This window comes from Selenomonas sp. AB3002 (assembly GCF_000702545.1).
Lineage (GTDB): Bacteria > Bacillota > Negativicutes > Selenomonadales > Selenomonadaceae > Selenomonas_B > Selenomonas_B ruminantium_A.
Genome location: NZ_JNIO01000008.1, coordinates 823,808 through 849,710, shown reverse-complemented (window position 1 = coordinate 849,710; position 25,903 = coordinate 823,808). Strand labels below are relative to the sequence as shown.

23 protein-coding genes and 1 riboswitch are annotated in these 25,903 nt (G+C 51.2%); of the genes, 18 read left to right on the top strand and 5 right to left on the bottom strand.

What is annotated here, in order from left to right; translation table 11 throughout:
- The first annotated feature begins 105 nt into the window (after positions 1-105).
- On the top strand, positions 106-888 hold the full coding sequence (gene codY / locus P159_RS0111885; RefSeq protein ID WP_029544320.1) for a GTP-sensing pleiotropic transcriptional regulator CodY: 783 nt from the start codon (positions 106-108) through the stop codon (positions 886-888).
- 62 nt (positions 889-950) lie between these two features.
- Here codY and serC read toward each other — a convergent pair whose 3' ends face one another.
- On the bottom strand, positions 951-2,042 hold the full coding sequence (gene serC, locus P159_RS0111880; RefSeq protein ID WP_029544319.1) for a 3-phosphoserine/phosphohydroxythreonine transaminase: 1,092 nt from the start codon (positions 2,040-2,042) through the stop codon (positions 951-953).
- 243 nt (positions 2,043-2,285) lie between these two features.
- On the opposite strand from serC, the gene serA reads away from it, so the two are divergent.
- From serA to tnpB, 7 genes are all read left to right on the top strand, one after another.
- Positions 2,286-3,869 carry a phosphoglycerate dehydrogenase gene (gene serA / locus P159_RS0111875; RefSeq protein ID WP_029544317.1) on the top strand — a complete coding sequence of 528 codons (1,584 nt, stop codon included), beginning with the start codon at positions 2,286-2,288 and terminating at the stop codon, positions 3,867-3,869.
- A gap of 235 nt (positions 3,870-4,104) precedes the next feature.
- Positions 4,105-4,611 carry a hypothetical protein gene (locus P159_RS0111865; RefSeq protein WP_029544315.1) on the top strand — a complete coding sequence of 169 codons (507 nt, stop codon included), beginning with the start codon at positions 4,105-4,107 and terminating at the stop codon, positions 4,609-4,611.
- 87 nt (positions 4,612-4,698) lie between these two features.
- Positions 4,699-5,982 carry a hypothetical protein gene (locus P159_RS0111860; protein ID WP_185753717.1) on the top strand — a complete coding sequence of 428 codons (1,284 nt, stop codon included), beginning with the start codon at positions 4,699-4,701 and terminating at the stop codon, positions 5,980-5,982.
- Between the two features lie 34 nt (positions 5,983-6,016).
- The gene (locus tag P159_RS0111855; protein WP_029544312.1) at positions 6,017-9,199 is read left to right on the top strand and encodes a DEAD/DEAH box helicase; all 3,183 of its coding nucleotides are present in this window, start codon (positions 6,017-6,019) and stop codon (positions 9,197-9,199) included.
- A 36-nt stretch (positions 9,200-9,235) separates the two neighbouring features.
- Positions 9,236-10,384 (top strand): aldo/keto reductase, encoded by a 1,149-nt coding sequence (locus P159_RS0111850; protein WP_029544311.1) that lies wholly within the window; start codon positions 9,236-9,238, stop codon positions 10,382-10,384.
- A gap of 240 nt (positions 10,385-10,624) precedes the next feature.
- A complete protein-coding gene (tnpA, locus tag P159_RS0111845) occupies positions 10,625-11,035 on the top strand; it encodes an IS200/IS605 family transposase (protein WP_029544309.1) in 411 nt (136 codons plus the stop codon).
- A gap of 4 nt (positions 11,036-11,039) precedes the next feature.
- On the top strand, positions 11,040-12,161 hold the full coding sequence (tnpB, locus tag P159_RS0111840; RefSeq protein ID WP_029544308.1) for an IS200/IS605 family element RNA-guided endonuclease TnpB: 1,122 nt from the start codon (positions 11,040-11,042) through the stop codon (positions 12,159-12,161).
- Positions 12,162-12,365: 204 nt separating this feature from the next.
- Here tnpB and P159_RS0111835 read toward each other — a convergent pair whose 3' ends face one another.
- Positions 12,366-12,971: an NADAR family protein gene (locus P159_RS0111835; protein WP_051650333.1), complete on the bottom strand. Its 606-nt coding sequence runs from the start codon at positions 12,969-12,971 to the stop codon at positions 12,366-12,368.
- A gap of 219 nt (positions 12,972-13,190) precedes the next feature.
- Between P159_RS0111835 and P159_RS0111830 the strand changes: the two genes are divergently transcribed.
- Positions 13,191-13,934: a DeoR/GlpR family DNA-binding transcription regulator gene (locus P159_RS0111830; protein WP_029544304.1), complete on the top strand. Its 744-nt coding sequence runs from the start codon at positions 13,191-13,193 to the stop codon at positions 13,932-13,934.
- A 14-nt stretch (positions 13,935-13,948) separates the two neighbouring features.
- Here P159_RS0111830 and P159_RS0111825 read toward each other — a convergent pair whose 3' ends face one another.
- Positions 13,949-14,740: a glycyl-radical enzyme activating protein gene (locus P159_RS0111825; RefSeq protein ID WP_185753716.1), complete on the bottom strand. Its 792-nt coding sequence runs from the start codon at positions 14,738-14,740 to the stop codon at positions 13,949-13,951.
- 190 nt (positions 14,741-14,930) lie between these two features.
- Between P159_RS0111825 and P159_RS0111820 the strand changes: the two genes are divergently transcribed.
- The 4 genes from P159_RS0111820 (at position 14,931) to P159_RS0111805 (ending at position 19,967) form a co-directional block, all read left to right on the top strand.
- Positions 14,931-17,345, top strand: a complete 2,415-nt coding sequence (locus P159_RS0111820) for a glycyl radical protein (RefSeq protein WP_029544301.1) — start codon at positions 14,931-14,933, stop codon at positions 17,343-17,345.
- A 17-nt stretch (positions 17,346-17,362) separates the two neighbouring features.
- The gene (locus P159_RS0111815) at positions 17,363-18,040 is read left to right on the top strand and encodes a transaldolase family protein (RefSeq protein WP_029544299.1); all 678 of its coding nucleotides are present in this window, start codon (positions 17,363-17,365) and stop codon (positions 18,038-18,040) included.
- A 213-nt stretch (positions 18,041-18,253) separates the two neighbouring features.
- Positions 18,254-19,567, top strand: coding sequence for an ammonium transporter (locus P159_RS0111810; RefSeq protein WP_037377049.1), 1,314 nt, complete (start codon positions 18,254-18,256; stop codon positions 19,565-19,567).
- Between the two features lie 13 nt (positions 19,568-19,580).
- Positions 19,581-19,967 carry a P-II family nitrogen regulator gene (locus P159_RS0111805; protein WP_029544295.1) on the top strand — a complete coding sequence of 129 codons (387 nt, stop codon included), beginning with the start codon at positions 19,581-19,583 and terminating at the stop codon, positions 19,965-19,967.
- 76 nt (positions 19,968-20,043) lie between these two features.
- Here the strand turns inward: P159_RS0111805 and P159_RS0111800 are convergent, their stop codons facing one another.
- Complete coding sequence (locus tag P159_RS0111800; protein WP_029544294.1) at positions 20,044-21,270, bottom strand: RsiV family protein; 1,227 nt, start codon at positions 21,268-21,270, stop codon at positions 20,044-20,046.
- 169 nt (positions 21,271-21,439) lie between these two features.
- Positions 21,440-21,544, top strand: a riboswitch (TPP riboswitch).
- 77 nt (positions 21,545-21,621) lie between these two features.
- Here P159_RS0111800 and thiM point away from each other — a divergent pair.
- The 3 genes from thiM to thiD are packed head-to-tail and all read left to right on the top strand — an operon-like array spanning position 21,622 to position 23,897.
- Positions 21,622-22,449, top strand: coding sequence for a hydroxyethylthiazole kinase (gene thiM / locus P159_RS0111795; protein ID WP_029544292.1), 828 nt, complete (start codon positions 21,622-21,624; stop codon positions 22,447-22,449).
- Positions 22,436-23,077 carry a thiamine phosphate synthase gene (gene thiE, locus P159_RS0111790; RefSeq protein WP_029544290.1) on the top strand — a complete coding sequence of 214 codons (642 nt, stop codon included), beginning with the start codon at positions 22,436-22,438 and terminating at the stop codon, positions 23,075-23,077. The genes thiM and thiE overlap by 14 nt, the downstream gene beginning before the upstream one ends.
- A gap of 4 nt (positions 23,078-23,081) precedes the next feature.
- Positions 23,082-23,897, top strand: coding sequence for a bifunctional hydroxymethylpyrimidine kinase/phosphomethylpyrimidine kinase (gene thiD, locus P159_RS0111785; RefSeq protein WP_029544288.1), 816 nt, complete (start codon positions 23,082-23,084; stop codon positions 23,895-23,897).
- Between the two features lie 44 nt (positions 23,898-23,941).
- On the opposite strand, the gene P159_RS0111780 is transcribed toward thiD, so the two are convergent.
- On the bottom strand, positions 23,942-24,124 hold the full coding sequence (locus P159_RS0111780; protein ID WP_029544286.1) for a hypothetical protein: 183 nt from the start codon (positions 24,122-24,124) through the stop codon (positions 23,942-23,944).
- A 125-nt stretch (positions 24,125-24,249) separates the two neighbouring features.
- On the opposite strand from P159_RS0111780, the gene P159_RS18720 reads away from it, so the two are divergent.
- Positions 24,250-24,777, top strand: a complete 528-nt coding sequence (locus P159_RS18720; protein ID WP_185753715.1) for a hypothetical protein — start codon at positions 24,250-24,252, stop codon at positions 24,775-24,777.
- Between the two features lie 187 nt (positions 24,778-24,964).
- Positions 24,965-25,597 carry a TetR/AcrR family transcriptional regulator gene (locus P159_RS0111770; protein WP_029544282.1) on the top strand — a complete coding sequence of 211 codons (633 nt, stop codon included), beginning with the start codon at positions 24,965-24,967 and terminating at the stop codon, positions 25,595-25,597.
- The last annotated feature ends 306 nt before the right edge of the window (positions 25,598-25,903 follow it).

Here is a 25,903-nt window from a genome sequence, read left to right as displayed (position 1 = left end):
ATGATAATTGTGAAAAATATGATAAAATAACAATGGTATGTAAAAAGTGCGAAAATACAGCTATTGTGTTTTAAAGTTTCAAAAGTCAGAAAGGGAGAGGCTTACATGTCATCATTGCTGGAAAAAACAAGGAAGATCAACCGTCTGCTGCAGCGTTCCGAGAACGTGGAGTACGATGGCATCTCCCGTGTCCTTAGCAACGTGCTCAATGCGAATGTCTATATCACCAATAAGAAGGGCAAGATTTTTGGTTATGCCTTTGTGGACGATTTCGAATGCGACCTGATGGTGGACAAGGTCATCAACCAGGGCGAGTTCCCCAAGCACTATGTGAACTGGCTCATGCGCATGGACGAGACCAATGCCAACTTGCGCTCCAAGACTGGCATGTGCGCATATTCTGAGAACAGCCGCTGCCTGTTCAATGGCAAGAATACCACAGTTGTCCCCATTTATGGCGTAGGAGAGCGCATTGGCACCCTTATCATCGCCAAGTACGATGAAGAGTTCACCGATGATGACCTCCTGCTCTGCGAGTATGGCGCAACCGTGGTGGGCATGGAGATGCTCCGCGACCACGCCCAGAAGATTGAGATCGAGGCACGCAAGAAGGCTACGGTGCAGATTGCCCTGAACACCCTGTCCTTCTCCGAGCGCAAGGCAGCCATCGCCATCCTGTCTGCCCTGGACAGCACCGAGGGCCTGCTGGTGGCTTCCAAGATTGCAGACGAGGTGAAGATCACCCGTTCTGTCATCGTCAATGCCCTGCGCAAGTTCGAGTCCGCCGGTGTCATCGAGTCCAAGTCCCTGGGCATGAAGGGCACCTACATCAAGGTCCTCAACGAGTACCTGCTGGATGAAGTCCAGAAACTGAAGAACGAACAGTAATGATAAAAAGGCATCTGCCGACCATCTCATGATGGTTGCAGATGCCTTTTGCATTGCTTTTTTTACTTGTGAGCCTTGCGGAAGCTCTCCATGAACTCTGCCAGCTTGGCTACGCCCTCATAGGGCATGGCATTGTAGATGGAAGCTCTCATGCCGCCGACGCTGCGGTGGCCCTTGACGCCGCCCAGGCCAACCTTTCCGGCCTCAGCTACGAATTCCTTCTCCAGCTCCTCACTTGGCAGACGGAAGGTGACGTTCATGAAGGAACGGCTGTCCTTGTCTGCATGTCCCTTGTAGAAGCCTTCGGAGCTGTCGATGGCCTCATAGAGCAGGGCTGCCTTCTTGGCATTGCGCTCTGCCATGACGGAGAGACCGCCCTGGGCCTTGATCCAGGCTGCCACCTTGCCTACCATGTAGATGCAGAAGGCAGGGGGGGTGTTGTAGAGGGAGTTCTTTTTATAGAAAGTGTCATAGCGCAGCATGGTGGGCAAAGTTTCAGGGCTCTTTTCCAGCAGGGACTTCTTTGCTACTACCAGCACGGTGCCAGCCGGGCCGAGGTTCTTCTGGACACCGGCGTAGATAAAGGAGAACTTGGAAAAGTCCAGGGGGCGGGAGAGCATGTCAGAGGACATGTCTGCAAAGAGGGGCACGCCATTGGTCTCAGGGATGTAATGGTACTCAGTGCCGTAGATAGTATTATTGTAGCAGAGGTGCACGTAGGCAGCCTCAGGGTTTATCTTCAGCTCATCCTGGGTGGGGATGTGGCGGAAATCCACGTCCTTGCTTGAAGCAGCTACTTCGCCTACGCCAAGGATTTCGGCTTCCTTATATGCCTTGCTGGCAAAGCTGCCGGACAGCACATAAGAACCCTTGTGTTTTTTGGTGGCAAAATTCATGGGAATCATGTCAAACTGCAGGCTGGCGCCGCCCTGGATGAAGAGGACTTCGTAATCATCGCCCAGGCCCATCAGCTCTTTCACATCTGCCTTGGCTTTCTCCAGTACTTCGTCAAACTGCTTGGCGCGGTGGCTGATTTCCAGGATGCTCATGCCGCTGTGGTTGAAATTCAGGAATTCGCCCTGGGCTTCCTTCAGTACTTCCAGGGGCAGCACAGCCGGCCCCGGATTGAAATTATAGATACGATCTGCTTCCAATGATAATACCTCCTAAAACAAAGAGATTCATGGGACTTCTTGCTTTTGGCGACACTGTTTTATTTAGTGTAAACAGCGCCGTTTTTAATATTGTAACTGTAATTTTGACTAAAAGCAAGGATGAAAATAAACTTTGTTTTTCTCAAGAGAACACTTGACGTTCGAAAGAGGATGGCTTATAGTATTGTTAGTCTGAAAAAGAATATTGTATAATCTATAAAAAGGAGAGTCGGAGAGATGGGTATGAAGGTTTTGGCAGCTGATGGCATTTCCCCAAAGGGCATTGAGCTCCTGCAGAAGGAGTTCGAGGTAGTGGTGAAGGACAAGATTTCCGCAGAGGAACTCTTGGAAATTATCCCTGAATTTGACGCCCTGATGGTGCGCTCTGCTTCCAAGGTTACGGCAGAGGTCATTGAGAAGGCAGAGAAGCTGAAGATCATCGGCCGTGCAGGCGTTGGCGTGGATAACATTGATATCCCTGCGGCTACTGCCAAGGGCATAATCGTCATCAATTCCCCGGGTGGCAACACCATTGCCGCTACGGAGCATACTATGGCCATGATGCTCTCCATGTCACGCAATATTCCCGTGGCCAACGAGACCATGCAGAAGGGCGAGTGGAATCGCAAGAAATATGTGGGCGTAGAGCTCAGAGGCAAGACCTTGGGCGTGGTGGGCCTGGGCCGCATCGGCAGCGGCGTGGCCAAGAGGGCTCAGGCCTTCGATATGGATATCATTGCCTATGACCCCTATGTTACCGAGGAGCGTGCCAAGGCGCTGGACGTTAAGGTGGGCACTTTGGAAGATGTCATCAAGGAAGCTGATTTCATCACCGTGCACATGCCCCTGACCCCGGATACCAAGGGCATGATCGGCTATGAGGAAATGAAGAAGATGAAGCCTGGTGTGCGTCTGGTGAACTGCGCCCGGGGCGGCATCATCGATGAAGAGGCTCTGGCCAAGGCTGTGAAGGAGGGCATCGTGGCAGGGGCTGCCATCGACGTCTTCACCAGCGAGCCCATCCCCGCTGACCATCCTCTCATTGGCGTACCGGGCATCGTGCTGACCCCCCATCTTGGTGCTTCCACCGTTGAGGCACAAATTGGCGTGTCAGTGGATGTGGCCGAGGGCATCTGGGCAGCTCTCCACGGCGAGCCGGTGGCTACTGCCGTGAATATGGCTCCTGTATCCCCCCAGGCTATGAAGGTCATAGAACCTTACCTCACGCTGGCAGAGCGCCTGGGCGGCACCCTGTGCCCCCTGGCCGAGGCTCCCATCAAGAGCGTGGAGGTCACCTACAACGGCGAGATCACCGAGGTCAATACCAAGCTCCTCACTACTGCTGTGATGAAGGGCATGCTGAACCCCATCATGGAGAGCGAGGTCAACTATGTCAACGCACCCAGCCTGGCTAAGGAGCGCGGCGTGAAGGTGACGGAAATCAAGGACAAGGAGCCTGTGGACTTTGCCAACCTCATTACGGTGAAAGCCAAAGCAGGGGACAAGGTGCTTTCTGTTCAGGGTACTCTCTTCGGTCAGGAAGGACGCATTGTTTCCATAGGCGACTTCCGCGTAGATGTGGCGCCCCATGCCCGCATCCTGATTTGCCCCCACATCAACCGCCCCGGCATCATCGGCAAGGTGGGCTCCATCATGGGTGGGGATGGCATCAACATCTCTGCCATGCAGGTGGGCAAGACGGATAAGGAAGGAACCAACCTTATGGTGCTCACCATCGACAACGACCTGCCTGCTGCTACCCTTGAAAAGGTCAAGGCCGTGGATGGCATCTTCGATGCCAAGCTGGTCAACTTCTACGCTGTGTAAGGTTTTAACCTCCACCGCTTGCGGGGGGCGCGAAGCGCGGAAGTCCGGTGGACTCCCTGGATGGGGGACCACCGAAGGTGGTGGAAGGGGGAAATGGCAACGATGCCAATATCCCTAACTTAGCTAATTATATTGCAACATTCCAGGCCCGCCAAATTATGGCGGGCCTGTTTAAGTATGGGCAGCTTTCTGACGATAACAAGTATATAGACAGCATTGAGAGGAGGCACCCTTTATGATAAGCAGCGCTGAAACCCTGAAATACCTTCAGCAGCTCCAGAATCTGGCCAATAATGCCGTGTCGTCAGCCACAAGTGCACGAAATGCGCAGAAGCAGACAGATGATGAAGATGATTACCAGAGCATCTTTACCAGGATACAGAAAGAGCAGGAGGACTGGGATGCCAAGATGAAGGAACTGGACATCGCCCAGTACAAGATACAGGCCATGGACAGCTTTTGGACCGGCAGCCACAAATACCAGAACCTGGCCTACAAATACGCCATGCGGGAGCAGCAGAATCAGAACCAGCAGGCCATCAACAGCCTGGTTTTCCACATTTCCGACCTCCAGCGCATGAACTTTGCAGACCTGGCTAACGGCAATATAGATGCCAAGTCTGCCGTGGAATTGCACAAATCCCTGAACACCGCCCTGCAGAGCGCTGTCATGCTGTCCATGATGAACAGCACAGTTATGCAAAGCATGCAGGGAAGCAACAGCGGAGGATTTTACTTTTAAAAGTTCATAAATGCCCTCAAGTTTGTAGCAAAACATCTTAAATGTTATACTATAACAATAAGAGCTACGAAAATGAGGGCATTTTTCATGAAAATACAGTTGGCAGATGTATTTGCACCTGGTTCCATGCCGGACCATACATATATCAACCGTTCCTCAGAAGAGAATGGTGTCACTTATGAGGCGCGGCTTGAGAAAGCCTTGATGAAGAAAGGCAATCTGATTTCCATTACTGGCGGCACCAAGACAGGCAAGCGTGTCCTTTGCATTAAAGTAGTGGGAGCAGGACAGTGCGTAGTTATCAACGGTTCGGAGGTAAATAAGCCTGAGGACTTCTGGCAATATATTGCAGAGGCTTTGGAAATACCTGAGGAAATACAGGTAAGCCTGTCACAGCAGGAGTCGGAAGGAACGAAGTTTGCCGCTTCGGCCAAAGCCGCCTTGTTCAATCTTTTATCCACAAGTATTGCTACCGGACAGGACAGCACCCAGACCAGTGGGCAGAATACGTTGAAAAAGTTAAGGCGCAGCAATGCGCTTATTATGAATGCCCTCATAAAAAGCGGCATTACGCTGGTTATAGATGATTTCCATTACATCGATAAGGAAACTCAGCTTTATCTTGCAAGGGTGCTGAAAGCCCAGATATTCCATGGCCTGCGGGCGGTCCTTTTGTCCCTGCCGCATCGTGCAGACGAGGCTATTCGCCTGAATCCTGATTTGATTGGCAGAGTGTCCTTCATAGAGCTGGCTCCCTGGTCAAAGAGCGACCTTGAGCAGATCGGCAGAAAGGGCTTTGCTCTTTTGGGAATGGAAATAGGCGATGAAGCGCTTGATATGCTTGCCAGCGAAAGTGCCCTGTCACCTCAGCTGATGCAGGAGAATTGCTTCAATCTGGCTTTTGCCATGAGAGGGCAGGAGCGGGCAATAACTCTAGAGGATGTCAGGGCAGCTTTCCATGATACAGTAACGGAATACAAGCATTATCAGGATGTGGTGGCACAAATTCTGGAAGGCCCCAGCAAGGGCCGAAGCCGCCGCAGGTTGTATAAGAACAAAGATGGCAGGGAAGGAGATATCTACGACATCTTCCTGCTGGGCATAAGCGATGACCCGCCTATGCTGAAATTCTCCCTGGAGGAGATTCAAAGGCGGATCAAGAAGGTTATAGCGGAAAATGAAGCAATGCCTGCTCCCTTGAATTTGAGCAAGACGGCCAAGAATGTGGAAAAGATTGTCAAAGAAGCCATGCCCAATGCGGACACTTTGGATTGGAAGGAGGGGGAACTTTATATACTCGACCCGTTTTTGCTGTTTTATCTTAGGTGGAGTAGGGAGTGGAAGAGCGGATTGAGGGATATTTCCTTATAAAGCTAATTGGAGAAGATGTGTAGGGGGCAGGGCAATGGGGAAAGTTTCTGTAGGGCTGTATGAAAAAATTGTCAGCAAAGCATTAAAAGAGAAACTTCAACAATATCCAGAATTGGAACCTACATTTGAAAAATTAGACGTACAGGAAGGTACACGTTACCTGGCAGAGTATGTTCAGAAATTGTTGAAGCTTCATCTTAGTGATTTGACGGAAAAGTCTGATGACGAAGAGGAGAATCGCACTGAGATAGTAAGCTTTGCCAATAGAGTTATAAAAATGATGGCAAGTGAGGATGGGATTGGACAGCAGGATGAGGTGGAAGAACCGGGGCGGATTTTATTGCAGGTTCTGTTCAAGTATAATTCAACCCTGGCCTTGCAGGGAAAAAGCGACATTTCGCGTCCCCTGACGTCTATTACCAGACCATATCTTTTCACCGGCAGCAAGAAGGAACCACAGGTGGCTTCGGAACTAACCAGGGAAATATATTCTTCGGACAGGATAGATTTTCTGGTTTCCTTTATCAGATGGACAGGCTTGCGGATAATTTTGCCGCAACTTCGCCGCTTTACTGGACAGGGTGGCAAGCTTAGAATTATCACCACAACTTATATGGGGGCTACAGAGGCTAAGGCAATTCGTGAGCTTTGCCAACTGCCAAATACGGAAATTCGCATTTCTTACAATGTCAAGGAAACACGTCTGCATGCTAAGGCATATATTTTCCACAGGGATACAGGCTTTTCTACGGCCTATGTGGGTTCGTCAAATCTTTCCAAAGCCGCTATCAGCGAAGGGCTGGAGTGGAATGTAAAGGTGACGGAACAGATGATGCCGGAAATCATGCGTAAGATGTGGGCAACCTTTGAGACATATTGGCATTCAGGCGAGTTTACTCCCTTTATGGGTTCTGAGGAGGAAATAAAAGAACTAACCGAAGAACTTCAGCGGGCCAAGGGGGAGAAATTGGGCCATGAAGTGGTGGGAACCTATAGCTTTGACATTCAGCCGTATCCCTTTCAGCAAGAAATATTGGATGAATTGGCAGCAGAGCGGGAAATCCGTGGTCACATGCGGAACCTGGTGGTGGCAGCTACAGGTACGGGCAAGACAGCCATTTCAGCTTTTGACTATCGCCGCCTCTGCAAGTTGCGCCGCCCTGAGCCTACAAGATTGCTGTTTATTGCGCATCGGGAAGAAATACTGCAGCAAAGTCTGATGGCCTATCGTCAGGTTTTGAAGGACAGAACTTTTGGCGAACTTTGCGTAGGTGGCTCCAAGGTCCGCCAGACTGAACACTTGTTTATGTCTATTCAGACCTTTATGTCGAAACGCTTTTGGGAAGGAATGACACCTGACTACTACCACATGATTGTGGTGGATGAATTTCATCATGCCAGTGCACCGTCTTATCAAAAGTTATTGAATTATTTTCAGCCACAAGTCTTTTTAGGGCTTACGGCCACCCCGGAGCGTATGGATGGCGTGTCTGTACTAAGTTACTTTGACAATCATATTGCGGCTGAGATAAGATTGCCTGATGCTATAGAAAGAAGGCTTCTCTGTCCTTTTCATTATTTTGGTGTGGAAGATGCTGTAGACATAAGTCAGGTGCGGTGGGTAGGTACGGGCAATACAGGGCACTATGATGAAAAGGAACTGAGCAATGTTTATGCCATTGATCAATACACTGCAAAAAAGCGTGCCAATGCCATTTTCAGAGCCGTAGATGAATACACGGCAGACTGGTTAGGGATAAAGGGGCTGGGCTTTTGTGTCAGCAAGGTTCATGCTCATTTTATGGCGGATTACTTTAATGAGATTTACGCCTCACAAGGTTTGCGGGCTATAGCCCTGGATGCAGATAGCAAGGAGCAGGAGCGGAAGTCTGCCCAAAGAAAACTGGAGCAGGGAGAACTTAAATTCATTTTCGTAGTAGACTTATACAATGAAGGTGTTGATATTCCTGCGGTGAATACAGTGTTATTCCTGCGGCCTACGAACAGTTTGACGGTGTTTTTACAGCAGTTGGGCAGGGGGCTGCGGCTGGCTGAGGGGAAAGATGTCCTAACGGTGCTGGATTTCATCAGCCCTGCTAATCGCAACTATGATTTTGTCTCAAAACTTCGGGCACTCTTCACCAGAAAAGATGTGGCAGTAAAGGATGAAATAAAAGCGGGCTTTGTTCATATACCCAAGGGATGCTATATCCATTTGGAGGAAAAACCGCAAAAGGTTATTCTGGATAGTATCAGACAGCAGTTGAGAAATCAGAATTTCTATCTGGAAAGACTTAGGGAATTGTATGCTGTTTCTCATAGGATTCCACGACTTAGTGAGTTCCTTAGTTCTGTAGGGCAATCTGTAAATGAATTTTACAAGGGGAAGAATACCTACACTGAGATATTGATGGATGCAGGTCTCATTGGCAGATGTGATTCTGAAAAGGTACAAGTTTTGCAAAAGGCTATGCCAAGGATTTGTCACATTGATTCAGTTAGCTGGCTTAGGTATCTAAAAGAAGGACTGTCTCAAGGAGACGGCCCTAGAAATGAACTTGAAGAACAGTATTTGCGCATGTGGCAGTACACTGTTTGGCAGAAGGAATATGATGCCATGGGGTTCAAGGAGGAAAGTGAGGCCTTGACATATTGGCGGGATTCACCTTGGCAGACAGAAGTGGAAGATGTAATAGATATTCTTTATGGAAATATCAATCTTGCCACGAAAAAAGTAGCGTTGCCATATCCCTGTGCCTTGGAAGTTTATGCTACCTACTCCCGGGATCAGATATTTGCAGCATTGGGGCTCAATAATCCGCAGGCGGTTCGCGAAGGGGTTAAGTATCTGAAGGATTTACATACGGATGTGTTTTTGGTTACCTTGAATAAATCCAGCAAGGAGTTTTCTGACACAACCAGATATGAGGATTATTCTATCAGTGAATACTTCTTCCACTGGCAAAGTCAGAGTACCACGTCCGTTGAATCAATGACAGGACAGCGCTATATCAATCAGCTGAAAAATGGCAATCATGTCCTTATTTTTGTGCGAGAGCAAAAGAGTTCCAAGGGACAGGCTTTACCCTATACGTTTTTGGGTACGGCTAAATACGTTGAGCATAGGGGAAGCAGGCCCATCAGTATTATCTACAAATTGGACCAGCCAATACCGGCCAGATATCTGCAGACTACTGATAGTAGTGGGGTAATGTGAAGATATGGATATGTGCTTCATAGGAGGGTGGTAGCTGTGAAATATAGAGAGCTTGGAAATACCGGAATTATGGTCAGCGAGATTGGCATGGGCTGTGAAGGGTTCGGAGAAAGCAATTGTGCCATGACCAGGAAGCTCTTTGATTTGGCGGAGGAGCGCGGGGTCAACTACTTTGACCTATATACCAGCAATCCTGCTATCAGAAGGGCTGTAGGGGAGGCCATGAAAGGGCGCAGGGAAAAGTTCATCGTGCAGTCCCATATTTGCTCTGTCTGGCAGGATGGTCAGTACAAGCGCACCCGCAAAATCGCTGAAGTGAAGGCTGGCTTTGCAGAAATGCTGGAGCTTTTGCAGACGGATTACATTGATGTGGGCATGATACACTATTGCGATGCCTTGTCTGACTGGGATGAGATAGTAAGTGGTGGCGTGCTGGACTATGCACGTCAGCTGAAAAAGGAAGGAAAGATACGTCATATAGGACTTTCCAGCCATAATCCTCAAGTGGCTCTCAAGGCTGTGGAAAGTGGCGCCATTGAAGTTTTGATGTTCAGTGTGAATCCCTGCTATGACCTTCAGCCAGCCAATGAGGATGTAGAGGAACTGTGGGCGGCCAAGAACTACAGCGGCACCCTGACAAACATGGATCCGGAGCGGCAGAGGCTCTATGAAACATGCCAGAGGCTGGGGGTAGGCATCACGGTCATGAAATGCTTTGGTGGCGGAGATCTGCTGGATGCCAAGCTGTCTCCCGCCGGTGCTGCGCTTACCGTGAATCAGTGTATACACTATGCCTTGACACGTCCCGGGGTAGCAGTGGTGCTGGCAGGTGCCCATTCCATAGAGCAGCTGAAGACGAGCCTGGCCTATGAAGAGGCCTCAGAGGCAGAAAAAGATTATGCCGAGGCGTTTGCCTCCTTCCCGAAGATCAGCTGGACAGGGCATTGCATGTATTGCAGCCACTGTGCTCCCTGCCCACAGAAGATAGATGTGGCATTTGTCACGAAGTTCTTGAACCTCACTGTAGCCCAGGGAGAGATTCCGGAGACAGTGCGGGAGCATTACAAGGCGCTTGAGCACCATGCGGGGGAGTGCATAAAATGTGGTATCTGCGAAACCAGGTGTCCCTTCGGTGTGAAGGTTCGGGAGAATATGGAGAAGGCTAAGAGCGTGTTTGGATACTAATCAATGAGGGCTGCTGAGGGGCTGGGATACTAAGGGAACAAAGCAGGATACAAAAATAAAAGGGGTTGTCGCATGGTTTGTGCAACAGCCCCTTTTGTTATTCTGTTATTCAAACCGCCGTAAAACCCCTAGCTTCAGCTATGGGGATATAAGGCGGGTCTGGCGAATTTGCGAAAGCAATTGAAGCCAGACAACCTAGATAGTGTTGTATTAGTTTCCTTGGAGTAGTATAATACGAATATGGGAGAAATCAAATACCACTCGAGTCACAATGTAGTATATTCATGCAAATACCATATTGTGTTCTGCCCCAAATACCGCCGAAAAGTCTTGGTCAATGGCGTTGACACCAGACTGAAGGAGCTGGTCAAGTCAATCTGCGAAGAAATCCAGGTCGATGTAATCGAAATGGAAATCATGCCAGACCACGTACACCTTCTGCTGGAGGTTCACCCTCAATTCGGCATACACAAAGCCGTAAAAACTATAAAAGGGAAGACCTCTCGTATCTTGAGGCAGGAATTTCCATGGCTTACTACTAAGTTACCAAGCTTGTGGACAAACAGCTATTTCTGCTCTACTGTCGGCGGTGCTCCGCTTAACATCGTGAAGCAGTATATCGAGAGCCAGAAAACATCGCAAAGGAAGTGAGAAAATGGACAAGTACACAATGGGCTTCAAATTCAGAATATATCCGAACCATGCCCAGCAAGAACTAATTAACCGTACTCTGGGCTGTTGCCGATTTGTGTTCAATCATTTTCTCGCCATCCGTAGAGATGAATGGACTGCAAACCATAAGTCTGTAACCTACAATCAGACAAGTGCTATGCTGACAGACTTGAAAAAGTATGAGGAGTATAGCTGGCTGAAAGAGGTGGACAGCATGGCATTACAGGAGTCCTTGAAAAATCTCGATATAGCATACCAGAATTTCTTCAAGCACCAATCAAGATACCCACGCTTCAAGTCTAAGCATAACCATAGCCAATCCTACCGCACCAGGAATCAGGGAAACGGTATCCGTATCATAAGGAATCGAATCAAACTGCCAAAAATCGGAGCTGTGAAAATCAAGCAAAGCCGTGAATTTGACGGGCGAATCCTCAATGCTACGGTCAGCCGTGCTGCTTCTGGCAAATATTTTGTGTCTTTGTGTGTAGAATTGGACAGGGGAAGTTTGCTCAAGAACAATGACGGCGGAGAAATAGGCATTGATGTAGGTTTGAAAGAGTTCTATTCAGACAGTAATGGAAATACTGTTGCCAATCCCAGAATCTTGCGGTGTTTGACTAGAAAGTTGGTTCGAGAGCAAAGAAAGCTTTCTCGAAAAATGCCAAGGTCTGCAAATCGCGGCAAAGCCAGAATCCGTGTTGCCAGAGTACATGAGCGTATATCCAATATCCGCAGGGACTTCCTGCACAAGACATCAACTGTATTGGTCAGGCAGAATAAAACTATAGCCATAGAGCACTTACAAATCAAGAATATGCTGAAGAACCATAAATTGGCTCGTGCCATATCAGATGTAAGCTGGTCTGAGTTCTTCCGTCAGCTTGAGTATAAGGCAGAATTGCATGGCTCTGAAGTTCTGAAGGTAGATACATTCTACCCGTCTAGCCAAACCTGTTCTGAATGTGGCTATCAGAACACGGAAACTAAAAATCTTGGTATCAGGGATTGGACTTGCCCTGCATGTAGCTCACACCATGATCGAGATACCAATGCCGCAATAAACATACTGCGAAAGGCAATAGAGCAAAAACAGATTGCCTAACATAAATCAGTACCGTGGGACACACGGAAATTCACGCTTGGGGAGAACGTGTAAGTCGGAATAACTACGGTTAGGCCGCAGTGTTCAGCGAACCAAGAATCCCCTGCGTTTACGCATGGGGAGTGTCAATCTTCTAAGAAACTTTCTTTAACGACCTGTAGACAAGCAGAATGGAGCGATTGCGATTATTGATGCAACAGTTCCTTATTCCAGGCTGCGCAGCTTCTCCCTGACCTGCATCAGGGCATAGCCAAAGAGATTTCTGCCCAGCCAGCGCTCCGGGTGGGTGGCGTCCTCGTCAAGTCTGTCCAGGCCAATGCCACCTGTCCTGTCATAGGGACTGGCTTCAGCCAGGGTAGCGTCCCCCGTGCTCAAGAGATATGCCTTCATGTCCGGGTGCTGGCTGAATTTCAGGAAATTGCCTGTACAGGATATGCTATGGCTGAATTCCTGCCAGACTGCATTGTCCACTCCCTGGATGCGCATACTGATGATCCTGAGGTCCTTTGGGTCGGTATTGACCCTGATCTTCCTGAGATTGACGCGATCGCCGAAGAGCATTGCTTTCTGGGCGACAATATACTGTTCCACTAAGGAATATGTCACGCCGTCAGCCTCGAATTTGCGCGCGAACCAGGGCGAAAGGCATTCCTCGGCCAGCTTGCCATCCGAATGGGGGCGGCTGCGCCAGAACATCACGAATTTCTCGCCCTCACCGTGTACAGGTTCCACGAAATCCCAGCGCGGGATGCTGTACCCTTTATGCGTAAGCACTTCCATATCCTCCAGGCCTTTGATTTCCGCAGCCATGCAAATCACCCTCCTCGTAAAGCTCGACAGCATATATTCCACTTTCTTTTACTTCGCTCTGCCCCAGCCGATTTCCTGCTCTATGCTAAAGATGATATAGCGCATTATTCTCCCCAAAATAAGAGGATAAAATAAACGATAAAATACTTTCATACGAAAACATAATGCTTTTGTAAAAGCCCCCTTTATGCTATACTTAACACAAAGGGGGCTTTGGCTATGAATGAGCGTCAAATAAAAATCCTGAATATTGTCAACAAGGAAAAGCGCAGTGCTGTGACTGAGCTGGCGGCAGCTGTTGGCGTGTCGGAGGTCACTATCAGGAAAGACCTGTCCGTTTTGGAGGACAAGGGACTCCTGAAGAGGGAACATGGCTTTGCCACTATGGTGGAGATTGACGATGTAAGCAAGCGCATGGCCATAGGCTACGAGGTCAAGCGCCGTATCGCCAAGTGCGCTGCGGCTTCTGTGGCTGATGGGGAGACTGTGATGATAGAGTCGGGGTCCTCCTGCGCTCTGTTGGCAGAGGAACTGGCAACTGTCAGGAGAGATATCACCATTATCACGAATTCGGTCTTTATTGCGGGCTTTGTCAGAGATAAGCCGGGGGCACGCATCATCCTGATGGGCGGGGAGTTCCAGAAGGAGGCCCAAGTGATGGTAGGGCCGCTGGTCCGGAAGTGTGCCGAGTCCTTTTATGTGGACAAGCTTTTTGTTGGCACGGACGGCTTCAATGAGCGAGGAGCCATGTCCGGTGACCTTATGCGCACCGAGGCGGTGCGGGCCATGGCGGATAATGCCAAGGAAGTGAATATCCTGACTGAGTCTGCGAAATTTTCCCGGACCGGGGTGGTGTCCCTCTTTTCCTATGGAGAGATTTCTGCTGTATATACGGATGAAAATATTGATCAGGTTTATCTGGAGGTCCTGCGGGAAAAGGGAGTAGACGTGCATACGGCTTAGGTTGTTGGGCACCCTCAGAAGAAGGCCTCTATTCCCGCTGCCAGGAACACCTGCCTGTATTCCTCCAGGTCCTCCGGGTACAGGGCCTTGACGTTTTCGAAGGCGTAGTTCCTGCCCAGCATGCGGTATTTGTTCTCACCGAACTGGTGGAAGGGCAGGAGCTGGACTTTGTTTGCTCCTGCTTCCTGCAGGCGGAGGACAAAATTTTTGGCATCCTCCAGGTCTGCATTCACGCCGGGAATCACCGGCAGGCGGGGCAGGACTTCCTTGCCTTGCTGGATGGCGTATTTCATATTGGCCAAAATGGGAAGATTGGATACGCCTGTATATTTCTTGTGTGCCCCTTCGTCCCAGTGCTTGATGTCAAAGAGCAGCAGGTCCAGATAGCCGATGACCTGCTGAAAGACGGCTGGGGAGGCAAAGCCTGTGGTCTCCATGGCAGTATGGAGGCCTTTTTCTTTGCAGGCTTGCAGCAGGGCTATGGCAAAATCCGGTTGCAGCAGGGCTTCGCCTCCGGAAAGGGTGACGCCGCCCCCGCTCTTCTGATAGAAGGGCTCATCCTGCATGACGATGCGGACAATTTCATCTACACTTTTGCGCTCCCCCTTGAACTTCAGAAAATGAGGGGGAGCTTTCTTTTCGTCCCAGGGAATCTGCAGGTCGGCAGACTGGCTCTCAGGGTTGGCGCACCAGGTGCATCTCAAAGGGCAGCCCTTGAAGAACACCACTGTGCGTATGCCTGGCCCGTCGTTGAGGCTGAACTTCTGTATATTGAAGATGGTGCCAAACTTGCCTTTTTTGTCCATTATCATCATTCCTTTTTCGAGAGAGTATCGTTCCTGTCTTCTTTTGTATAATAGCATATAAAAAGAATACTTTCAAATGAAAGTATGAAGACTTCTTATAGAATAAAAATCTTGACATATGGTTAGTATTAATATATTATTAGGTTACAAACGAAAGTAAAAATCTTGTTATCAAAGAGGAGGCTGTGCCATGGAAAACAAGGAACACTTTGGCGCGTTGACAGAGCGCATGCAGGCCTTCCGGGAGGAAGTGCTGGATGAAAAGCCTTATATAGATGCAGAGCGGGCTCTGCTGGCAACGGAGGCTTACAGGGCCAACCAGAACCAGCCCCAGGTGATGAAGCGGGCGCTGATGCTGCAGAAAATACTGGAGAATATGTCCATCTATATCGAGGATAAGACTCTTATAGTGGGCAATCAGGCCACCAAGAACTGCAATGCCCCCATTTTCCCGGAGTATACCATGAAATTTGTCATGGATGAGCTTGATAAGTTCGAGCAGCGGGATGGGGATGTTTTCCATATTACCGAGGAAACCAAGGAGCAGCTGCGCTCTTTGGCGCCTTTCTGGGAAAACAACAACCTGCGGGCCAGAGGAGAGGCTTTGCTGCCGGATGAGGTGGCTGTCTTCATGGAGACCGGGGTCTTCGGCATGGAGGGGAAGCTCAATGCCGGGGATGCCCATATCGTGGTGAACTATGGGCGGCTGCTTTCTGAGGGTTTGCGTGGCTATGAGCAGCGCACCCGGGAAATGAAGGCTGCCCTTGACCTCACTGACCCTGACAGCGTGGATAAGTACGTTTTCTATAAGGCAGTGCTTATTGTCATCGAGGCTGTGAAAGGCTTCACACTGCGTTATTCCCGTCTGGCGGCAGAAATGGCGGACAAGGAGCAGGAGGGGGCACGCAAGGCAGAGCTTGCGGAAATCTCCCGTATCTGCGCCAGGGTTCCCTATGAACCAGCCGCTTCCTTCCGGGAGGCAGTGCAGGCAGTCTGGTTCATCCAGCTGATCCTGCAAATCGAATCCAATGGCCACTCCCTTTCCTATGGGCGCTTTGACCAGTATATGTTCCCCTATTACAAAAAGGATATGGAAGAGGGGAAAATCACCCAGTCAGAGGCCTTGGAACTCCTGACCAATCTTTGGATCAAGACACTGACTATCAACAAGGTGCGCTCCCAGGCTCATACCTTCAGTTCTGCCGGCAGCCCCATGTACCAGAATGTCACCATCGGCGGTCAGACCACTGACAAAAAGGATGCGGTGAACGACCTTTCCTTCCTGGTGCTGAAATCTGTGGCCCAGACCCGGCTGACCCAGCCGAACCTGACAGTGCGCTACCACGAGCATCTGAACAAGGCCTTCTTTGACGAGTGCATCGAGGTCATGAAGCTGGGCTTCGGCATGCCTGCCCTGAACAATGATGAGATCATCATACCGTCCTTCATCAAGTGGGGAGTGAAGGAGGAAGATGCCTACAACTACAGCGCTGTGGGTTGCGTGGAGACGGCAGTGCCCGGCAAGTGGGGCTATCGCTGCACGGGCATGAGCTATATCAACTTCCCCAGAGTGCTGCTCTGCGCCATGAACAATGGCGTGGACATGACCAGCGGCAAGCGCTTCACCAAAGGCTATGGCTATTTCAAGGACATGAAGTCCTATGAGGAACTGCTCTCTGCCTGGGACAAGACGGTACGGGAGATGACCCGCTACAGTGTCATGGTGGAAAATGCCATTGACAAGGCTTCGGAAAGGGATGTGCCGGATATTCTCTGCTCGGCCCTTACGGACGACTGCATTGGTAGGGGCAAGACCATCAAGGAAGGCGGCGCGGTCTACGACTTTATCTCCGGCCTGCAGGTGGGCATTGCCAATATGGCAGATTCCCTGGCGGCCATCAAGAAGCTGGTCTTCGAGGAAAAGAAGGTCACCCCGGCTGAGCTTTGGGAGGCTATAGAGGACGACTTCCAGTCGGAGAAGTCACGCAGGATTCAGGAGATGCTCATAAATGATGTTCCCAAGTACGGCAATGACGATGACTATGTGGACAGCCTGATTGTGGAGGCTTACGACTCCTATCTGGACGAGATCCAAAAATACCCCAATACCCGCCACGGACGCGGGCCCATTGGCGGCATCCGCTACGGCGGCACTTCTTCCATCTCTGCCAATGTAGGGCAGGGCATGGGCACCATGGCCACCCCGGACGGCAGGCATGCTCATGAGCCGTTGGCAGAGGGCTGCTCACCAGCCCACAGCGCCGACAAGAACGGTCCCACGGCTGTCTTCAAGTCTGTGGCCAAGCTGCCCACGGAGAAGATCACCGGTGGGGTGCTGCTGAATCAGAAGATGACGCCCCAGGTGCTTGCCAAAGAGGAGAACAAGCAGAAGCTGGAGATGCTGATTGCCACCTTCTTTGACACCCTTAAGGGCTATCATGTGCAATACAATATCGTCTCCCGGGAGACCCTGATAGATGCCCAGAAGCATCCTGAGAAGCACAAGGACCTCATAGTGCGGGTGGCGGGCTACAGCGCTTTCTTCAACGTGCTTTCCAAGGCTACCCAGGACGATATTATCGGCAGGACGGAACAGAGTATTTGACTTAGGAGGATGAGACCATGAAGCTTATCATCGACGATGCCCATATTGACCAGATCAGGAAGATTTACGAATATTATCCAGTAGATGGTGTCACTACCAATCCCACCATCCTGGCCAAGAGCGGGCGGCAGCCCTATGAGGTGCTGAAGGAAATCCGCGCATTCATCGGCGAAGAGGCGGAGCTTCATGTGCAGGTGACGGCCCGGGAGGCAGAAGGTATGGTGGAGGATGCCCATCGTATTATCAAGGAACTGGGAAAGAGCACCTTTGTGAAGGTTCCCTCTGTCCCCGAAGGGTTCAAGGCCATGATGGCCCTGCACCATGAAGGCGTGAGACTAACTGCCACCGCCATCTACACCCCCATGCAGGCCTTCCTGGCGGCCAAGGCCGGGGCTGACTATGCCGCACCATATATCAACCGCATTGACAATATGGGCTACAATGGCGTGAAGGTGGCCAAGGATATCCACGACATCTTCCGCAACAACGGCCTCCAGACCGAGGTGCTGGCTGCCAGCTTCAAGAACTCCCAGCAGCTCCTGGAACTCTGCGAGTATGGGGTAGGGGCTTCCACCGTGTCCCCGGACGTGATCTTCGCCCTGGTGAAGAACAAGGCCATCACCTCTGCCATAGACGATTTCATTGCAGACTTTGAGGGACTGGTAGGAGCCGGCAAGACCATGAAAGATTGCTGACTAATTGCAGCATTGTCTATTTGCGTATACTTGTATACATGCAAATCTCTGTTGACAACATTACAACTGCTTGCTATAATTTCCACATCGACATGAACTTGAGGCAATGAGGCCCCATGCAGTCAGGTACCGGACTGCGTGGGGCTTTTTCTATTCAAGGGCTTGTTGACGTCATTATTCAAGGGTGAATAATTTTGGAAGGGATTTGATTTTATGCTTAATACAGGAGATACCGCCTGGGTGCTCATAAGTGCAGCCCTGGTGTTCATAATGACTCCCGGCCTGGCGCTGTTCTACGGCGGCATGGTGCGGAGCAAGAATGTACTGACTACCATTATGCAGAGCATGTTTGTGCTTGGACTTATTTCCGTTGAGTGGGTTATCTTAGGTTATGCCATGGCCTTTGGCACGGATATCAATGGCTTTATCGGCAGCCTGGACAAGGTTGGCCTTGAGGGTGTGGGCCTGGCCATCCTGGAAGGCGGCACTATCCCTGAGCTGGCTTTCGTGGCCTTCCAGTGCATGTTTGCCGCTCTTACCCCGGCCCTGATCACCGGTGCTTTTGCCGAGAGGCTCCGCTTCTCCGCTTTCTGCTTCTTCATCCTGCTCTGGGCCATCCTCATTTACAACCCCATGGCTCACTGGGTATGGGGTGGCGGCTTCCTGGCCGAGCTGGGAGCTCTGGATTTCGCTGGCGGCCTGGTCATCCATATCCTTTCCGGTGTGTCCGGTCTGACTATCTGCCTGCTCTTGGGCAAGCGCCACGGCTATGGCAAGCGTGCCATGCTGCCCCATAATCTGCCCATGACGGTGCTTGGTGCCGCGCTCCTCTGGTTCGGCTGGTTCGGCTTCAATGCAGGCAGCGCCCTGGGGGCCAATGAACTGGCTGCCAACGCTTTCGTAGTGACTCAGGCGGCAGCAGCTGCTGCCTTGGTGGCATGGGTGATCCTTGAGTGGAACTTCAACGGCAAGCCTACCCTCCTGGGTGCGGTTTCCGGCTGCGTGGCAGGCCTGGTGGCTATCACTCCTGCAGCAGGTTTTGTAACTCCTTTGGCTTCCCTTATCATCGGTGCTGTAGGCGGTGCTGTTTGCTACTTCGCTGTAGCTGTGCTGAAGCAGAAGCTGGGCTATGATGATTCTCTTGATGCTTTCGGCATCCATGGCATTGGCGGCACCTGGGGCTCCATCGCCACTGGTATCTGGGCAACCACCGCTGTGAACCCTGACGGTGCCAACGGCCTTTTCTATGGCGAGACTCACCTGTTCTTTGCACAGATCATCTCCACGGTGGTTGCCTACGCTTTGGGCATTGCCGGTTCCTATGTGCTTTACAAGATTGTTGACCACTTCATCTCCATGCGTGTGGACGAGGCTGAGGAGATTGCCGGCCTTGACCTGGTGGAGCATGGCGAGCAGGGCTACAGCGGCGGCACCATCGGCGGCAGCCCCATCCTGGGCGCTTTGGAGAATTCTTCCGAGCTTTTGGCCCGTACCGTTATGGCCAGCGGCCACAGTGCAGTGAAGTAAGGGGGCAGGGACTATGAGTGTACAGAAGATAAACAAGGTAGAAATCATCACCCGCTCCAGCAAGCTGGACGAATTGGTGCAGGCTTTGAACGATATCGGTGTGCTGGGCATGACCGTGAGCCAGGTTTTCGGCAGCGGCCTCCAGCGGGGACATAAGGAGGTCTATCGCGGCCAGGAGTACCACATCAATCTGGTGCCCAAGGTGAAGATTGAGACGGTGGTCTGCGAGGTGCCTGTGGAAAAGGTGCTGGAAACCGCCCAGAAGGTGTTGCGCACCGGCCAGTTCGGTGATGGCAAAATCTTCGTCACGGAACTTTCCGATGCAGTGCGCATCCGCACCGGTCATCGCGGCCCTGAGGCCATCAAGGATATTCCGGGAGAGGTGAAGGAGAAGGATTGATAGGTAAAATTTGATACAGAAAATCGCCGCAGGACTTGAAGGTTCTGCGGCGATTTTTTGTGTTTGGTTGTCAGTATCAGCCGTAGGCCAGGGTGCCTTTTTCGTTCACCGAGCAGATATCCGTCTTGGAGTCTCTGGTGAAGCCGGAACTCTGGTCGAAGTAGAAGCCGTTGGGGTTGGTGAGGAAGTTCCAGTATTCCTGTACGGCAGGGGACACGGCGATGGTGTGGCGGAAGGAGTAGGGCAGGGTATCAATATAGCGGACGGAATGGCTGCCAATCTGTACGGCCAGGGTCTTCCTGACGCTGGTGCCAGGCTGCAGGCCATCTATGTAGAGGTAGTTCCTGCCGTCTTCCATGTGGATGAGCACAGGCTCCAGATCCTTGAGAGGGACAGGAATCGCTTCTTCAACGTCATTTACCTTTACATATACAGCCTCATCGGTGAAGCGGAGGCTGATGACATCCCGCTGGCCGTTGTCCTTCAGGGAAGTGACAACGGGATAGTAGCCGATGAAGGGCTGGGCATAGGCGGTGGGAGTTTCGCAATAGGTGCTCTGGAAGAGTGACGGTTTTTCCTTGAACAGGATGGTGGCGGTCAACAGCCCCTCAGCATAGGAAGCGATTTCGTAGGGATTGAAGTAGAAGGTGATTCCCTGAGGGTCAAGTGTCCAGTTCAGGGTACCCTCTGCGGCGCGTTGGGCTATGGTTTCTTCCAGCTTGTCAAAGGGGCTCTGGGGATAGTCCTGGCGGAGACGCTCACAGATGGCTTCAGCAAGGGCGCCCTGATCCGTGATGACTGCTTCCAGAGGCAGCTCCGTGCCGGTGACGGTATTGAGGTTCACCCCATGCCAGGCGTAAATGCCATGGACGCCGCTACCTCCGGTGTAATTGTATTGCAGGAAGCTAACTGCCATGGTATCGGCCCGGCGCATGAGCACGTCAGTATTATACGCAAAGGGGTGATAGTAACTTGGATTTTCCTGGCGGAAGGCGGCTGCTTCTCCCTTCATGCGGGTACGGTTTTCCTGGGCGCACTGCCATTCCTTCTTGTTCATCCTCTCGATGGTCTGGGTGAGCAGTGGGTAGGCTGCGCGAATTTCCTTGTTCACGCCAAGCCCCGCAAAGCTCATGCGGAAGAGTTCGTATTCTCCCCTTCCGTCTCTGTCCATGTCGTTATGATGATGGACCTGCTTGAAGAAACCGCTTATGGCCCTGGGAGCGGCGTCAGCATTGGCGATATAAGCCAATGTGAAGCAGATTGCCCAAAGGAGGCTGGCAACTACCAGCATTATTTTTTTCACGTTTATCCCTCCTAACAATAAATAGATCAGGCTTTATAGTAACCTGACTGCATATTCGTCGCAGACAGGCAAAAATCCTTTAGGTGGGAAAATAAAGGCCGGTTGACGTTTATGCATCCATGTGATAGAATTTCCGCTGTAAGATTGATTTGTTATCACTTTGCGAAAATTGCATACGCAAGGGAGCTCGCAGACGGGCTGAGAGGAAACTGTGCGTTTCGACCTTTGACCTGATTTGGATAATGCCAACGTAGGGAGGGAAAGCTGCAACGAATGTCCTGCATCAGGTTTCGCTGCAGCTTTTTTGTGTGTGATTTTCTTTAAGAGGGCCGGAAACAGGAGGTAATCATCATGCTGGATTTTGAACTTATTCTTGCCAATGTACGCCAAAAAACACCCCTGATACACAACATCACCAACTATGTCACGGTCAATGACTGTGCCAATATCCTGTTGGCTTGTGGCGCTTCGCCTATCATGTCCGATGATGCGGATGAGGTGGAGGAAATCACCTCCATCTGTGGCGGCCTGAACATCAATATCGGTACCCTGAACAGGAACACCATTCCCTCCATGCTTTTGGCGGGTAAACGGGCCAATGAGCTGGGACATCCCGTGCTGCTGGACCCTGTAGGCGCAGGGGCTTCGAAATTGCGCACGGAGACTGCCTGCCAGCTCATAAGGGAGCTGAAACTGGCCGTCATACGCGGCAATGCCTCCGAGATAAAGACACTGGCCGTGGGCACGGGCAGTACCAAGGGGGTGGACGCCGACGAAAGAGACCAGGCTACGGCTGACAATTTGGAGCGCATCATCGCCGAGGCCAGGAAGCTGTCTGTCAGTACTGGTGCAGTGATTGCTATCACCGGTGCAACGGATATCATCGTGGATGGAAAGCAGGCCTGCCTGATTGCCAATGGTCACCCCTTGATGAGCAAGGTCACCGGCACAGGCTGCATGCTTTCCGCTTTGCTGGCGGCTTTTGTGACAGCCAATCAGGAACAGCCCTTTGAAGCCACCTGCGCCGCCGTCATTGCAATGGGGCTCTGCGGCGAAATTGCCCAGCGCCGTCTTTCTTCGCTGGATGGCAACAGCAGCTACCGCAATTACCTTATCGATGCGGTATACAATCTGACCGCAGATCAGCTGCAGGAAGGGGCAAAGTATGAAATGCGCTAAGGAATGGCTTCCTCTCTATGCCGTCACTGACAGGAGCTGGCTGGCTGGCAGGACTCTTTATGAAGTGGCAGAAGCGGCCCTGAAGGGAGGCGTCACCTGCCTTCAGCTGAGGGAAAAAGAGCTGAACCATGAGAGTTTTCTGCGGGAGGCAGGTTCCCTCAAGGAACTTTGCGACAGGTATCAGGTGCCGCTGATCATCAATGATGAAGTGGAAATAGCCATAGAAAGCCAGTCTGCAGGTGTCCATATAGGGCAGCATGATGAACCTGCCGCTGAGGTGCGGCGGCGCCTGGGGCCGGATATGCTGCTGGGGGTCTCGGCCCAGACGGTGGAGCAGGCAGTCAAGGCAGAACGTGATGGCGCAGACTATCTGGGAGTGGGGGCGGTATTTCCCACCGGCACCAAGCTGGATGCGGAGGATGTGAGCTATGACACCCTGAAGGAAATCTGCGCGGCAGTTTCAATTCCTGTGGTGGCCATAGGCGGTATCAAGAGGGAAAATCTGGGCAAGCTGTCAGGCAGCGGCATCCACGGGGCAGCCGTGGTGAGCGCCATCTTTGCCGCCCCTGAGGCAGAGGTGGCGGCCAGGGCGCTGCGCGCAGCGGTGCGGACAGAACTGGGGGTGTGATGCCATGAAAAAAGTATTGACCATAGCTGGCAGCGATTCCGGGGGTGGCGCCGGCATCCAGGCGGATATCAAGACCATGACCATGAACGGGGTCTTCGCCATGAGTGCCATCACGGCCCTGACAGCCCAGAATACTATAGGCGTACAGGGTATCTTTGAGGTACCGCCGGAATTCCTGGCCAGGCAGCTGGACAGCATCTTCACGGATTTGCGGCCGGAGGCAGTGAAGATAGGCATGGTTTCTTCTGCGCCTTTGATTGAAGCCATTGCGGAGCGCCTGGTCTTTTACAAGGCGGAAAACATCGTGGTGGACCCCGTCATGGTGGCCACCAGCGGGGCAAGGCTCATAGCGGAAGAGGCGGTGGAGGCCCTGACATCACGTCTCTTTCCCCTGGCTGCCATACTGACGCCCAATATCCCCGAGGCAGAAGTGCTCTGTGGTGGTCACATTGAGACAGTGCAGGATATGGAAGAGGCTGCCGGAGTCATCGGGGAGAAATTCGGCACATCCGTGCTACTCAAGGGTGGTCATGCGGTAAATGAGGCCAATGACCTGCTGTACAGCCAGGGAGAGCTTGAATGGTTCCAGGGCAAACGCATTGATAACCCCAACACCCACGGCACAGGCTGTACTCTGTCCTCGGCCATTGCCTCCAACCTGGCTAAAGGCTTCACTATGGAGGAGGCCGTAAGGCGGGCCAAAGCATACATCTCCGGCGCTTTGGCTGCCGGACTGGATTTAGGAGCCGGCAGCGGCCCCATGGCACATAATTTTGCCCTGACAGGCTGTTTTGCGGAGGAATGCCATAGCAAGGCCTGAAGACATAAAATTGGGAGACAATATCCTTCAATCTTCCTGCATGTTTAGAACTTCACCATATTTTCCTCATCAATCAGCTCGTGCTCTCTGACGTAGGTTTCCCATCCACTCTGCAAGGCTTGCAGTACATCTGTGGTGTCAGCGGAAAGGGCATCTACGTCTTTTTTCTTGTCAAAAATGCCGCTGTCCTTATACTCGGGCTGCGTTTCCTCTCCTACATGTGCCAATTTCTTGTGCTCTTCCGGGTTGAAGTTGTCATCAGGGGCGCGTGAGGCCAGCTCTGCTGCCGGGAGTGTCCCAGGTATGTGCGTGCAAGAATGACAATAGATTGATTGGGCAGAGGGAAAGCTTTATGAAGAGAAGGACATTTATTTTAGGAGGTCTTGGAGCCTTGGGCATGATGGCGGGGGGCGGGGGGCTTTTTGTGAACCGTCCAGAATTTGGTAGACTGCCGCAGGGGGCGCGGCTGGCGCGCATGGAGGCCTCGCCGCACTATGTGAATGGCCAGTTCCAGAATCTGGTGCCGGTGCAGGTCATGAATGAGGAAAGCGGCGAGAACCGCTTTGTGGCCATGGCTAAATTTCTCTTTGGAGATAAGTCAGAGCTTTCTCCTCAGGAGCCCCTGCTCAGTCATAAGACGGATTTGCATGAGCTGGATCTTTCCCGTGATGCTGCAATATGGATGGGGCACTCGACCTTCTTTATGCAGCTGGGAGGCAGGCGCATTCTCATTCACCCCTGGCAGGAACCATATCAGAGATTGATGCAGGCCAGCCAGGGAAAGGGCTATAAGCTGCTGACGCCGGAAATTGGCGAAGCTGCATACTTGGATGGAGAGCAGCCAAGGCTGTTTGATAACTGGTGGGAGCGCATGCGCTGAGCAGTAAAGCTTGATTGAAAAAGGTCTCAATGTAATTATTTGTCATTGCAGTGAGGCCTTTTTACTAAATGGTGAGGAAATCACAGGGGAGGTATTTTGGATAATTATATTGACGTTGTGTCATTATAGAGACTATAATATGGGTATCTGATGAAGGTAACGTTAGGTCATTCAAAGGAGGAAACAGATGCCCAAAATTTCGGAAGAGGAGATGCAGGCGCGGCGGGAGAGCATTATTGATGCTTGCGCCAAGTTGTATGAGACCATGAGCTTCAAGGATATCACCTTGAAGGAAGTGGGCAAGGTAACCACTTTCAATCGCACAGCCATCTATAATTATTTCAACACCAAGGAAGAAATCTTCCTGGCGTTGCTGCAGAGAGAATATGAGCTGTGGGTGGCAGATCTGAATGGGATGATAGCAGAGCACACCAGCATGAGCCGCAGAGAGCTGGCCGCTGCTCTGTCCCAATCTCTGGAAAAGCGTCAGCGGCTCCTGAAACTGCTGTCCATGAATCACTTCGACATGGAAGAAAACAGCCGTCAAGAGAATCTGGTGGAATTCAAAAGAGCTTATGGCGCTTCCATCAAGGCGGTGCACCACTGTCTGGACAAGTTTTGCCCGGAGATGAGTGAGGAGGAAAAAGTCAGTTTCCTCTATGCCTATTTCCCCTTCATGTATGGGATCTATCCTTATGTGGTGGTGACTGACAAGCAGCGGCAGGCCATGGAGGCAGCAGAGGTGGGATTCAAATATTACTCCATCTATGAGATAAGCTATAACTGTCTGTGCAAACTCCTGGAGGTAGAAAAGCGGTGAACTGCTCCTGGAAAGGGCCAAGACCTGCCTGCAGATGTTGCCGAAAAATTGCACAAAAGTTACCAAAATCCTACTGGAAGGTTGAGTTCTAAAAGAATATTGCACGCAAAAACAGGCCCCGCAGCTTGAGCAGTGCGGGACCTGTTTGCCATTTATGCATCGTATCCATCGGTGGGATGCCGCTAGGGAAGCTGGATTCTTAGAAAAAGTGTAGGCGGAATATGGAGCGTGGCCAAGCGAAGCTAAAATATTGACACAGTGTCATTATTAGAGATATAATAAGGTCATCTGATAGGAATTGCAGGG